Below are 13,740 nucleotides of genomic sequence, written 5' to 3'. Positions count from 1 at the left end.
GTAACATTTTATCCATGGAGTTTCCACAATGTCCACATTATCCACAGAACATATCCACAATATCAACAGATTTTATCCACATAATCCACGTTATTCACAACTACCAACTTCCACTTTTCAAAAACATAGAGAACTTTGACAATCTTGCTTTTTTTCGTAACTTTTCGGCCGGAAAGTAGTCTATAATTTATAGATTAGGTTTCCGAAGTGATAGAGTATGCAGTCTGCTGCTTTGGATCATTTTTGAAAAAGTTGGGAGAGTAGCAAATCAAATGGTAGTGGATAAAAATCAGGACTCGAAATGGATGCAGATTGTGGTGCGGGGCGGGAAACGATTGGCGATCGTCTCCTTGGCGGGAATGATTTGGATTCAGCCGGCGATCGGATGGGGACCGGTACCAATTGGGGGAACAGCTGCTACGGCATATGCCGCAAGCAATCAAGCCGTTAAATTAAGTGAAGAGATTCTGACGTCCGGAGCGAAGCTTGTTAAATATCAATACACGGTGACGCGTTCGGGCAAGTCCGTCAAAGTGCTGACGGATGTGGTCGAAGTCGATTTAACCAATCCTTACGTCAGTTTGGATGTAATGACCGGTAAAGGGAGTCAACTGACAACCAGACAATCGGTGGAAGGCATGGCTAAAGAGACCGGTGCCGTGGCCGGGGTCAACGGCGATTTTTTTGCCACCGGAGGGCAAGGCGTGCCGATGGGAGCGGCAGTTTCCCAAGGAACGCTCGTCACGAGCCCGGCCCAGCTTGAGGGCATGTACGCGTTTGGGGTGAAAAACGACGGAACACCGTTGATTGACCGGTTTGGCTTTAACGGGACGGTGGTTGCCGAGGACGGCTCGTCGTTTGAGCTTTCGGGGATCAATCAGGAATCGTATGTAACGGAACCGGATAAAGTCCGCAGCCACGTCAACAAAATGTTTATTTACACCAGCGCCTGGAAATCCGAGCAACGGCCGGTGGACAGCTCGACGACGCCGACGGAAGTGCTGGTGCAGGGCGATGTGATCTCGCAGATTTCGATCAAAGCGCCGATTCCGGGAACCGTGCCGGCGGACGGGTATATTTTGCGTGCCCATGGAGCGGCGGCGGACTACGTAGAACAGCATTTGGCGGTCGGGCAGCGCATCAATGCGCAGTATGAACTGCAATCTTTAAAGACAGGGGAAGTCCTCAATCCGGCGGATCTCAAGGTGATGATCGGCGGTCATACGCTGCTGGTCGATCAGGGCAAAGCCTCGGCGTTTACCCGCGCGACGAACTCGATCAGCGGAGGCAGCGCCGTGGCGCGCACAGCCGTCGGCTACTCCAAAGACGGAAAAACGGCTTACATTATTACCGCTGAGAAAAACGGCAACAGCTCCGGGCTGACGTTAAAGGAACTGCAGGGTTTTATGACGAACATCGGAGTATGGAAAGGGCTGAACCTGGACGGAGGCGGTTCGACAACGATGGTGAATCGTCCGCTTGCCGAAACCAGCGTACAACTCACCTTCACGACGTCCAACGGATCGGCGGGACAACGCGCCGTCGCCAACGGCCTCGGCGTTTTCACTTCGGCACCGCAAGGCACGCTGAAAGGCTTTAAAGTCAGCGGGTCGTCCACGCTGTTCATCGGACAGACGGTCTCTTATGCCCTGAAAGGCTACGATACGTACTACAATCCGATTGCGACGGAAAGCTCGGAGGCATCATGGAAAGCGAGCAACGGAAACGTCAAATGGACAGGCAGCGGATTTAAAGGCGTTAAAGCGGGCGCAGCAAAAATCACGGCGACGAGCGGCTCGGCCAACAGCAGCATGGAAGTGACGGTGCTGGGCGGCAGCGACCTTACGAGCCTGACGCCGGGCACGACGTTTGCGCCGCTTGAAGCGGGCGCTTCCGTATCCGTGCCGGTTACGGCGAAGCTGAAGAGCGGAAGCACCGCGGAAGTTCCGGCGGAATCCGTGAAATGGACCTTCAGCGGCATGAAAGCCAGCGTGAAAGACGGCGCGCTCACCGTACAGTCGGTAAATTCCGGCACAAAGGTCGCCTACGCCACACCTAGCTATGACGGCTTCACTGGCACGCCGGTCGTCTTGTCGGCTTCCACGGACACGATTTGGGAAAGCTTCGAAAACGTGTCTTACCCGATTTCGTTTACGGGGCTTCCGGCCGAGTCGCAGGGAACGGCAACGATTGTCCAGGGAACGGGCGAACGGGCGAACTCGAAAGTGCTGCAGCTTAACTACGATTTGACCGGCGGCACCGGGAATAAATTCGCTTACGCGCAAATTAACGGAACGGCCGGTAAGGAGATTCCGGAAAACGCCACGGCGATGACGATCGATGTCCTGGGCGATGCCAGCTTGAACTGGGTGCGCGCGGAGCTGGCGGATGCCGATGGCAAACCGGTGTACCTCGATTTGGCGCGGCCGCTGGACTTCACGGGCTGGAAAACGCTGAACGTCGACTTAACGGCGGCGGGCATCAAGTATCCGGCCAAGCTGAAACGGCTGTATGTCGTTAATGTCGAGGAAGGGCAAGATGAACGTGCGCTGACGGGCAGCGTGTCTTTTGACAATATCCGGTTTACCGCTCCCGCCGCCGCTACAGGGGAAGTAGCCGCAACGCAGCCCAGCGTCAAAGCCGTCATGGTTGTCGGCCAAAAATCGATGACGGTGGACGGGGCGAAACAAAGCCTGGAAGTGGCTCCGCTGCTGAAGAACAACACGACGTATGTGCCGATTAAGTATGTGCTGGACGCCTTCGGCGGGACTTCCACCTGGAACAATGCCGCGAAAAAAATTACCGTAACGCGCGGGACGACCGTACTCGAGTTGACCGTGGGGGAAAAGGAATTTTTTGTGAACGGAACCAGCAAATTAGGTGAGGTTTCACCGATTGTCGTCGATAGCAGGACTTTAGTCCCATTGCGTTTGGTGTCCGAACAGCTGGGGATTGGCGTAAATTGGGAAAAGAAAACCAAATCCATCACCCTCGAATCATGATATGATTAGTCTGGGACTATTCGGACTACAGAAACGGAGAAGGTATAGGTGGATTTTCAAGCAGATGCCATAGATCGCGTAATAAATAACGCTGTTAACGTACTTGAAAGTAGTAAGCTGCAAATACTCGAAATTTTGGACTCGGCACGAAATGAGCTGAAGACGCTGAACGCGGAGCTGCAAAACGTGATGAAAGAAACGGCGGAAACCGTGGAGAAGGTCGACCAGCTCGAGGTGAACTACAGACGTTCCCGCATCCGGCTGACGGAAGTCAGCCGGGATTTCGTACGGTACAAAGAGGAAGACATCAAGCAGGCTTACGAGAAGGCGACGCAGCTTCAGCTTGATTTGCTGATTTATCGCGAGAAGGAAATGTATTTGAAGGCCAGACGCGATGAGCTGCAAAAAAGAGTTCGAAACGTGGAGAAATCGGTCGAACGCGCTGAAACGATCAGTACGCAAATGGGCGTTGTGCTCGAATACTTTTCCGGCGAATTGGGACAGGTGACCCGGATCTTGGAATCCGCTAAAAACCGGCAGTTGATTGGTCTCAAGATTATTTTGGCGCAGGAAGAGGAACGAAAACGAATCTCGCGGGAAATTCACGATGGTCCCGCTCAGCTTCTCGCAAATCTAGTGCTTAGGACGGAAATTGTAGAAAGAATGCTCGCTAAGCAGGAATTTAAACTGGTACAGGACGAAATAGTAGATTTGAAGGCTCAGGTTCGCTCCAGTCTCGAAGAAATGCGGAAAGTGATTTTTAATTTGCGTCCGATGGCCCTCGATGATCTCGGTCTGATTCCAACGTTGCGTAAATACGTTCATGACTATGAAGAGAAGACCAAGATTCGGGCCACCTTTGAAACCAGGGGCAAAGAGCATCGGTTATCCTCGCCGATGGAAGCGGCGATTTTTCGTCTGGTGCAAGAAGCGCTCACCAATGCGGCGAAGCATGCTTTTCCGACCTATGTTGGCGTGGAGATCACGTATCAGGGGCAAATGCTGCGCATCGTAGTGAGGGATAACGGCCTTGGCTTCAAGGTGGATCAATTGGAGCAAAAGACAAAAGGGCATACCCATTTCGGACTGATTGGCATGCGGGAAAGAGTCGAATTACTCGAAGGAAGAATGGAAATCGAATCGGCAGCGAATATGGGTACCAAAATCGTCATCCACATTCCAACGAACACAGAGAAGAGAAAGGAGTACCAGGATGGATAATCTTACGAGTGGCAGCAGACAAGCAATCAAAGTTCTCTTGGCTGACGATCACCAATTGTTTCGGGAGGGTCTGAAGCGGATTTTGAACATGGAGGAAGACATCGAAGTCGTGGGAGAATGCGGCGACGGCACTCAAGTGTTGGAATGCTGCCAGCAGTTTGCTCCGGAAATCGTGCTGATGGACATCAACATGCCGCAATTGAACGGCGTGGATGCTACGGCAGAACTCCGCGAGTCGTATCCCGAGGTCAAGGTCATCATATTGTCGATACACGATGACGAAAGCTATGTGTTTGAAACGCTGCGCAAAGGTGCAACCGGCTACTTGCTGAAAGACATGGAGGCCGAATCCTTGGTTAATGCCATCCGTACGGTGGCCGAGGGGAATGCGTTCATTCATCCGAAAGTAACCGGCAAACTGATTCAGCAGCTGCGCCGCATGGAATATTTGAGCGAGACGGGAGCGATTGCCGAGGACAACGCGATCCGCGAAGCGGGCGTCAAATTCGTCGCCGGCGACGACAATCCGCTGACGAGACGGGAAGCCGAGGTGCTTCGTTTAATGGCGGAAGGACGCAGCAACAAGATGATTGGAGAGCATTTGTTTATTAGCGAGAAGACAGTCAAAAACCATGTCAGCAGCATTTTGCAGAAAATGGACGTTGACGATCGTACCCAAGCGGTCATTAATGCGATTAAGTTCGGTTGGGTCACCCTTTAACCGGCTGAAATATTTACACCCTTGAATTCGGCCTGGCGCGCCTAAAAATGCAACAGAGCCGATTCCGCGGCAGCGGATACAGCCTGAGCGGAAGCAGGTCGTAATTTTGGGACAGCAGAGACAGCTGAGCGTTTTTTAGAGTAGATAGATGTAGCAAATGATGCGGGAATCGTTTTTGACTGGCCTCCTCCGCGCCTTTGTTTCCATATTATTCATGATATTGAAATGAGAGGCGAGTTCCTATTTATTTGAATGCCATAGGGACGGGGAACCGGCCAGGTACATAGCAGTATGGCGCTGCCGGCCTAATAGAGGTTGTTCAAAAAGTCAGCCTTGATGCTGGAAACCGGCCTTTTTGAACACGCACTATATGTTGCGGAAATTCTTGCATACAGCCGTAATGCAGTATGCCGGCCCAACGGACAGGAGAGCTGTTTCGGGCACGGCACAGCAGCGTTTAAAAGGTCTAGTCATCTGTCCAACTTCGATTGAAAAAAAGGGAATAGAAGGCTAACGTTATTGCGGGCAGCGGTCTGCTTGACGGGAGCCCAGTAACCCTCCTTTTGCTAGCGGCATATATTGTCGCTATAAGGGAGTGTTCAAAAAGTCAGGCTTTCAGCAGCGAGACGAACTTTTTGAACTACCTCTATAAGGGAGGTGAGTTCCGTGGTTCCCTATATGGGTTGGGTCCTGCTTAGTTACGGATTGGCCGCGGCGTTGGTTCATTTTCTGCACGGGATATATCTGCGGCGGAAATCTACGATCAGAACGATACATTATATTTTGGTGACGAGCAATCATGAAAATCAAATGGAATGGTATTTGCGTGCATTGTCATGGTATGCGAGATTGCGCGGATTGCCGCTGCGGGTGACGGTGCTCGACGAGGCTTCAGAGGATGATACGCTTGCGATTATGAGGAAGCTGCAGACGCAAGGCGATATGGAGCTAACCATTATCGGTTTGGCGGCGGTCCGGAAAGAAGATGTGGAGGCGCAGGTTGCCAAAATGGCCGGAGACGCCCCCGTATGCATCGATCTTCGGATTCCGCAGGAGGCGAATAAAATCCCCTATGTCCATGTGTAAGCCGCCAAGTTCATTGCCCGCATCAGGCTGCGTTTGGGAGCGTACGGGATATTGGAAGCGTACTGAATATTTGATTTCAAAAGATTTCCAGGCGTTGCAGGAAAACGCCAAGCCGCAGCGAATATCAATAAGTGAGCAAAAACAAAACCATATCTTTATACTCGCGCATCGGGATGCGCGGCACAAAGTGTGAAGCACACTCTTATTCAGGTCATCGGCCGGAGGAGTGTGCTTTTTTGCGTTTTATTGTTTGTTTGTGTAGAAAGGTGGTGTCGAAAAAAGGGCCTAAAACCGAAATCGGGGCTTAGCAGGGGCTGGACGAAACTATTCGGAGTACGTGGGGGGCTAACGGACCGAAATAACCTTATTTCGTCGAAATCAAGCGTTTTAGGCACCAGCGTTGTGTTAATTTTTGTCCAAGATTTCCCAAAAGGGCTGCCTGGTAATTTAACGGTTGTAGCAGCGGCTATTTTACGAAAAAAACCTTTTCTAAATTCTAACGGTTGCGGGCGCCGTTATTTGCCTGAATCTAAGCCAAAATAGCCGGATTTAAGTGAATTAAGCACCATGGCAACCGTTACAATTTGAAATCAACGTTTTTGGAACAAATAGCGCTTGTGGCAACCGTTAGAATATTTGTGTGGCTAGTTATTTGGCCCATGGCCGGCCGTCAAGCACCGATTTTTAGGTTGAGCCGAAAAAGGGGGCCAAACAAAAAAGAAGCAAAAAATGATAAAGGAATATAAGTAAATAGAGGAATTATCTTCAAATTGTTGAAGTATGCAATAAACTGCTGTTTTTTGGCGGGGAGAGGTGGAAATGAAGGCGGGGTTGTACGCGGTAAAACTTATAACGGGATGGCGGCTTTTGATTAGTTTGGATTTACGGGTTGACTTGCTTTGGTGGGGTGTGGGAGGAAGCATGGGGTTAGGTGATCCAAGGGAAGAGCCAGGCAGCATCGTGCGCGTAACGAATAGTCGAGGGAGTTCTGAAAGGCAGCAGGTGAGGAAAAAGGTGGTTTCAACCGATGGGCAGGCCTTGGCTGGAGGGACCATTGGTTCAGGCGGGGGTACGAGCGGCGTTGAAGCTTTACATGATGCGGGAGTTGAGCCGGGAGCCTTGGTGATGTATTTGCTTTCGGATGGCTTGCCCTTAGGTTGGGCGGTGAAGCTGCGGGACCGCTTTAAGACACAGGAGGCGATGGATCGATGGAAGGCGGAGGATTGGGAGAGCTTCTTAAAGCTCGGCTTAAAGCCGGAGCTCGAGGCCGAAAAAAGGCTAATGGATGATGAACGGGGATCTGTCCGGAAAAGTGCAAAACGTTTGGGACCCGCAGGCGGAATGAATTTGAGCGATGAGCTGGAAAGAGCTGAAGAAAAGGCTTGGACGGGAGTTCATGGCTGGTTATGGAGAGGGGAGTCGGGTTTGACTCCGCTAGGTTTCAGGGTGTTGGAAAGCGTACCGGGAGTCGGTGGAAACGCAGAGGTATGGAGGGAGAACAAGCGGTCATGGAAGGATAACAAGCTTTTTTTAAATTGGGCCGATCCGGTGGGGAGGGAATTGCTTGCCGCAGGGGAAGCGTGGCTTGCGCACACGCTTGAGGAGGCGCGGCGGCTTGCGGCCGCGCTCGCGGGCAGGTCGCTGCTGGAGGCGGAGCTCCAGCAGCTGCTGGCGGAACGCCTGCCGGGCCTTGCGCCGGCATGGCGCTCCGCCGCCCAGCACGCGCACCTGCAGGGGCGCGTGCGGCTCACCTCGGGCGTGGGCGGGATAAGCCGCCACGCCCGAGGTGGTACGGGCCCGCGCTGGCGCCGGGCCCGGGCGGGCCTCCGCTGCCGGCGCTGCGGCAGCGGGGTGCACCGCCGCACGCCCTGCGGGTCGTGCGGCTCCCGCGGCTGCGCCTACTGCGAGGCCTGCCTCGCGCTGGGGCGCAGCCGCTCTTGTGCGCTGCTGCTTCGCGGCAGCGCTGGGGCCGAGCCGCCCGCGGCGCCGCAGGCGGCGGGCGGCTCGGCCGTGGCCCCCACCGCGTCCCTGCTGGACCGGTGGGGGCTGAGCCCCGCGCAGCGCAGCGCGGCGGGGCAGGCGCTGCGCTTTCTGGCGCAGCCGTACGAGCCCTTGGCGCAGCCGGCCGAGGCCTCGGCAGAGCTTGCGTTGGTCACCCCGTCCAAGCAACCGACAGCCTCGATGGCGAGGCCTTATACGTCTGTTTTTGCTAAGCGGGCGGAACAACAGACCGTACCGCTTGCCGAGCGCACTTTTGACCAAAAGGTTCTATCCGAAGCGGCACCGCCGTCAAGTTTTCCATTTGCTTTGGGTGGCCTGCGCTCGGCGTCAAAGTCCATAACTGGATCATCGCTGTCAGGACATTGGGCTGCCTTGAAGAGCCTGCGTTGGGGGCAGAGGTCCATAGCTACGCCGCTGTCAGGCCCGAGGCTTGCCATGCAGGCCCTTCATTCAGCCCCGGAGGCCGCACCCCGCTCCGCGCCCTTTGCCCGGCTTTTACGCCTGCTGCCCTTGGACAGGCCGGCGAATACTCGGCCTCCCCGTTTTTTGCTATGGGCGGTGACCGGGGCCGGCAAGACGGAAATGATTTTTCCGCTGCTGCGTTTCGTGTTGGACAAGGGAGGGAGGGTCCTGGTGGCTACGCCTCGCCGGGACGTTGTGCTCGAGTTGGCGCCGCGGGTGGCCAAAGCTTTTCCCGAGGTGCCGCTGGCGGTGTTGTATGGCGGGAGCGAGCAGCGTTGGGAAGAGGCAAGGCTGTTTATTTCCACGACCCATCAATTGCTGCGTTTTTACGAGGCGTTTGATTTGGTGATCATCGATGAACTTGATGCGTTTCCGTACCATAATGATCCGATGCTGGAATTTGCCGCGGAAGCGGCCTGCAAAAAAGACGGACGGTTCATCTTTTTGTCCGCCACGCCGCCACCCGCCATGCAGCGGGAAATTCGCGCCGGCAGGCTGCCTCATGCCAAAGTGCCGGCCCGTTTCCACGGCCATCCGCTCCCGGTACCGGTTCGAATTGCGATGGATCCGGTCGGGGCCTGTCTGCGCCGCCGTTCTCTCCCGCGTTGCCTGCTTCGGCCCCTGGAGGAATCGGTCCGCCGCGGCGCGCAAGTTTTTGTGTTCGTCACCCGCATCCGGCAAATCGAGCCGTTTACGGCGCTGCTCCGGAGTTGTTTTCCCGGGCTGCCGCTTGCTGGGACCTCTTCCCAGGACCGGGAAAGGAGCCGGAAGGTGCTTGATTTCCGCGAAGGAACAATCAGGCTGCTCGTGACCACGACGATTTTGGAGCGCGGCGTTACGGTGCCGCGAAGCGATGTATACATATTGGATGCGGACAGCGGCCTGTTCGATGAAGCATCCCTCGTGCAAATGGCCGGGCGTGCGGGACGATCAAAGGATGACCCGAACGGTACGGTGATGTTCGCCTCGCGCGAATGGACGAAATCCCAGCGCGGAGCTCTGCGGCAAATTCGCTGGATGAACAAAGCCGCGCTAAGGGGCGGTTTTTTGAAACAAAAGGAGGTAGTCTAAATGACGAAGTCATCCCAAAGTTTGACGGTTCGGGGGCCACGCAGAAGAAGACGGAGCGGGACGCGGGTTCATGCGGCGAACGGCAGGCTCCGCCTGCCATCGCCAGGAGTTCATTACGCTTTGACGGAGGGGAATTCCCCTTTGACGGGGTTGTTATCCTCTCTGCACACTCTGCTTGCCCCTCCGGGTATTCCGTGCTTAACCTGCGGTAAAACGATTTCCGACCGCGTTCGGGGTTACCCGGAAATCTGCATGTCCTGCTATTTGTCGATCCCTTGGATCAAGCAAACCCGCTGCCAGTTTTGCGGACGGCCCGTGGGTTGTCCGGATTGCAGCAGACCCGAGCGATCACACTCCAGTTTTGTGATGAACCGCAGCGCGGTAAGCTACAATGCGGTGATGCGGGAATGGCTCGCTCAATATAAATTTAGAGGAAATGAATCTTATGGGGCAGTGCTCGCGAGAATGACGGCTCAAGCGTATAGGGCGATGCTGCGGGAACTGGAAGAAGCTTATGGCTTTGGGCGTTTCCGGTTTGATGCTGTTACCTATGTGCCGGTCAGCGGCGACCGCATGCAAGAGCGGGGATTTAATCAGGCCAAGCGTCTGGCCTACGGCGTTGCTGCTATTGGACATCTCCCGCTGCTTAGTTTGGTGGAGCGCTCCCGGCATACCGAAAAACAAAGCTTTAAAAGCCGCTGGGAATGGCTGCGGGATTTGCATGACGTATTCCAGCCGGCAGCTCATGGGGTACAGCAGTTGTCTGAGGTTCTGGCGGCTGCCGGACGAAAGCGGAACGGTTTCTCCATGTTCACCGACCGCTGGTTCGGCAAATACGCCCCCGCGGAGCATGTCGCCGAGTCCGGTGTTGCGGGGACGGGGCAGCTTTCCGTTTCATCGGCCTTCACTTTCCCGGATGCGGCAGCTATGAAGTTTACCGATCCTTCTGCGGCCCCCGTACGGATCGTTCTGGTTGATGATGTATATACGACAGGCAGCACCATTGAGTCGTGCTCCAAGGTTTTGCATGACATTTGCGGGCGGTTGGGCCGACAGGCGGAAGTTTACAGTTTGACGTGGGCCCGTTCCTGAATCTTACATATTTTATGTAAATAATATAGACGAACCCCCCTTGGATAGAGTAATCTAACATTATATAGATGTTATGTGAAGGGACGATTAAGAATGGGTATGAATCTTGGAAATTGTCCGCGTTGTGGAAGATTGTTTGCCAATAATTTTAGAGAAATCTGCCCCTCTTGCATTAAGGAGATCGAAGAGGAGTACGAGAAATGCCTGAATTATTTGCGTGAGGAGAAATTGGCCACAATTCAGGAGGTCCACGAGGCAACAGGCGTTTCGATCCGGCAAATTACCAAGTTCATCAAGGAAGGGCGTATTTCGGTTGCCAACAACCCGAATATGACGTATCCTTGCGAGGTATGCGGAGTGCTGATTCGGGAAGGCAACATGTGCGATTCCTGCCGTACCCGGTTGACTCGTGATTTTGCCTCGGCCGCGAGGGAAGAAACGCAGAAGCTGGCGGGCCAGAACGATAAATCCGGTCAGGGAGCCTACAGCGCCATGGACAAATTTCGCAGTCCGTAATCGACTAAAAGTGCGATAGTTCGGTATAATATTCTTTATAATCCAATAGTTCGCTATTAAAAATGATTCAAACGCCGCCGATAAACTTAGTAAAGATTATCGGCTTTTTTATTTGGAAAGAAAGGTGGAGCCCATGAAAATCAATGAAACCGGACGGGCCGGAGCCATTAACAATTATCAGCGCCAACTGGATTCCCAGCGTAAAGATACAGACAGTAAAGCACGCCGCAAGGACGAACTTTCTATTTCCGAGGAGGCCAAAGAGCTTCTCAAGGCGCAGGAGGAAGGCATGGATACAGAACGCGCCCAAAGAATCGAGGATTTGAAATCGCAGGTATCCGCGGGAACGTACCAGGTAGACGCCAAGAAACTGGCGGAGAAGCTCGTTCCGTACTTTAAATCTTTTTTTAATGATAATTAGGGGGCGGCTATGTCAGTTCAGTTAATCATCGACAGTCTGTCGCAAATGGATCAGCAGCAGTCGGCTTTGCTGGAAATCATGTTGCAAAAAAAGCAAGCTATATTGGACCGGGACTTTGATGAACTGGTACGCATCTTGTCGCGCGAATCCAAAATGCTGAAATCGATTGAAGAGCTGGAGCAGCAGCTTCTGGCGGTTGCCCAGACTTTTTTGCAGTCCAAGGGGATCAAATCAAAGCTGAACTTGACGATTACGGAAATATCAAGACTCGTCTTCGACCCCGAAGAGAAACGGGTGCTAACGGAGTTTAAGGAGAAGCTGGAGAGCCGCTTGGCTGAAGTGAAACGGGCGAATGAGCTGAATCAGGAGTTGATTAAGCAGAACCTTTCGTTCATCGACTTTTCCTTGAACTTGCTCACCGGCTTCGAGGATGATGACGCGACCTATTCGCCGCCGACGGGACAGGACAAAAAATCCGCGACCCGAAGAATGTTTGATACAAGAGCTTGATTCATATAGAAACGCGTAAAGGAGATGGGATAAATGACCTCCACTTTTCATGGAATAGAGACTAGCAAACGAGCGCTTTTTGTAAATACGGTATCGATGCAAACCCTGGGGCATAATATTGCCAATGCCAACACGGAAGGGTATTCCAGACAGCGGGTGAACTTGACCGAAGCGAATCCGATCTGGGCTATGGGGATGACGAAAAGCCAGCAGCCGGGTCAATTGGGGACCGGGGTTGAGTACACCAGCATTACCCGGGTAAGAGACAGCTTCCTGGATACGCAATTTCGCCGGGAAAATCAGCTGCTTGGCTCTTGGGAAGTGCTGAATTCGACGATGACCTCCATTCAAAACATTCTGAACGAGCCTTCGGGCAGCGGACTTAGCTCGGTCATGGATGATTTCTGGAATTCCTGGGAGACCTTGAACCGCGATCCTTCCCTCCTTAGTGCGCGTGTAGCCGTGGCCGGCGCTGCCAGCAACATGGTGGATACGTTGAAGCACATTAGCGAGTCGCTAACCAATTTATCGACCGATGTGAACTCCAACATAGATAAGAAAGTGCAGGAAGCCAACAATATCGTGGAAAATATCGCGCGGTTGAACGTGCTGATTCGCGACAACGAAAGCTTTGGCGACAATGCCAATGACTACCGGGATCAGCGGGATTTGCTGCTGGATAAGTTGTCGACGATCGTCGACGTCCAGTATACCGAGGATGAAAACGGCATGGTCAGCATTACGTCCGCAGGCGTCAACGTTTTGGCCGGAGAAGCGATAACCGCTTTGACCGCGGCGAACGCCAACACGGCAACGGCGGGACAACTGTACGGATACGTTCAATCGCTGCAGGAAACCGACTTGATCCGCAACCAGTTGAACGGTTTGGTCAGCACGCTTGTGACAGGGGACATTAAAGTCACTTTGAGCAATGGTTACATTACTTCCAATCCTATTGTCGCTTTGAACGATGTGACGGTGGAGGGCATGGGGACAGTCCCTGCCGGCACCACGATCCCGGCGGGTTCGAAGATCACCTCGTCGATGGACGTCATGGTGAAAGGCTTCAACGGACTGCATCAACTGGGTTATACGCTTACCGAGCCTACTACTTCCGGCATTCCCTTTTTCGTATCCAACAGCGGGACGTTTACGATTGACGATATTCAAGTGAATCCCGAAATTCTTGCCAATACGAATAAAATTGCCGCTTCGTCGCAGTATGAAGTTGTGAATGGAGTAAATAAGGTTATCCGCGGGAACAGCGACATCGCGAACGCCATTGCCAGCTTGCGGGACGGCATCTTTACCTTCCCCAACGCGTTAACCTCACTGTCGCAGGGGACAACGGACGATTATTTCCGGGCATTGACCGCCGATCTGGGGATTCGGGCCAGCAATACCGAACGCAACTTCGAAAATCAGCAAACGATGGCGGACAATTTGCAAATTCAACGCCAATCCGTCAGCGGCGTCTCGATGGACGAAGAATTGGCCGACATGATTCGTTTTCAACAGGCCTATAACGCTGCCGCCCGAAATATGACCACGGTGGACGAAATGCTCGACCGGGTCATCAACCAAATGGGCCGGGTAGGTTTATAACATAGATAGCTTGTAGCTTTGGATTTATAAGG

At 53.4% G+C, this 13,740-nt stretch carries 10 protein-coding genes; all 10 read left to right on the top strand.

What is annotated here, in order from left to right:
• Positions 1–272 precede the first annotated feature (272 nt).
• Entirely contained in the window at positions 273–3,002 is a 2,730-nt protein-coding gene (locus tag EHV15_RS04610; protein WP_128630202.1) for a stalk domain-containing protein, read from the top strand.
• Between the two features lie 48 nt (positions 3,003–3,050).
• On the top strand, positions 3,051–4,223 hold the full coding sequence (locus EHV15_RS04605) for a sensor histidine kinase (RefSeq protein WP_128630201.1): 1,173 nt from the start codon (positions 3,051–3,053) through the stop codon (positions 4,221–4,223).
• Positions 4,216–4,944: a response regulator gene (locus tag EHV15_RS04600; protein WP_036619290.1), complete on the top strand. Its 729-nt coding sequence runs from the start codon at positions 4,216–4,218 to the stop codon at positions 4,942–4,944. The genes EHV15_RS04605 and EHV15_RS04600 overlap by 8 nt, the downstream gene beginning before the upstream one ends.
• A gap of 666 nt (positions 4,945–5,610) precedes the next feature.
• Positions 5,611–6,030, top strand: coding sequence for a hypothetical protein (locus EHV15_RS04595; protein ID WP_128630200.1), 420 nt, complete (start codon positions 5,611–5,613; stop codon positions 6,028–6,030).
• A 1,014-nt stretch (positions 6,031–7,044) separates the two neighbouring features.
• Positions 7,045–9,564 (top strand): helicase-related protein, encoded by a 2,520-nt coding sequence (locus EHV15_RS37135; RefSeq protein ID WP_246061315.1) that lies wholly within the window; start codon positions 7,045–7,047, stop codon positions 9,562–9,564.
• Positions 9,565–10,656 carry a ComF family protein gene (locus EHV15_RS04585; protein ID WP_128630199.1) on the top strand — a complete coding sequence of 364 codons (1,092 nt, stop codon included), beginning with the start codon at positions 9,565–9,567 and terminating at the stop codon, positions 10,654–10,656. It abuts the gene before it with no gap.
• Between the two features lie 99 nt (positions 10,657–10,755).
• Positions 10,756–11,172: a TIGR03826 family flagellar region protein gene (locus EHV15_RS04580; RefSeq protein WP_128635174.1), complete on the top strand. Its 417-nt coding sequence runs from the start codon at positions 10,756–10,758 to the stop codon at positions 11,170–11,172.
• 133 nt (positions 11,173–11,305) lie between these two features.
• Positions 11,306–11,593, top strand: a complete 288-nt coding sequence (flgM, locus tag EHV15_RS04575) for a flagellar biosynthesis anti-sigma factor FlgM (protein ID WP_128630198.1) — start codon at positions 11,306–11,308, stop codon at positions 11,591–11,593.
• Between the two features lie 9 nt (positions 11,594–11,602).
• The gene (locus EHV15_RS04570) at positions 11,603–12,103 is read left to right on the top strand and encodes a flagellar protein FlgN (RefSeq protein ID WP_128630197.1); all 501 of its coding nucleotides are present in this window, start codon (positions 11,603–11,605) and stop codon (positions 12,101–12,103) included.
• A 33-nt stretch (positions 12,104–12,136) separates the two neighbouring features.
• On the top strand, positions 12,137–13,708 hold the full coding sequence (gene flgK / locus EHV15_RS04565) for a flagellar hook-associated protein FlgK (RefSeq protein ID WP_128630196.1): 1,572 nt from the start codon (positions 12,137–12,139) through the stop codon (positions 13,706–13,708).
• Positions 13,709–13,740: the final 32 nt, after the last annotated feature.

It is taken from the genome of Paenibacillus oralis, assembly GCF_003863965.1.
GTDB classification, from domain to species: Bacteria; Bacillota; Bacilli; order Paenibacillales; family Paenibacillaceae; genus Fontibacillus; species Fontibacillus oralis.
Note: the sequence above shows the minus strand (reverse complement) of the source record. Positions and strands in the feature narration are given on the sequence as shown.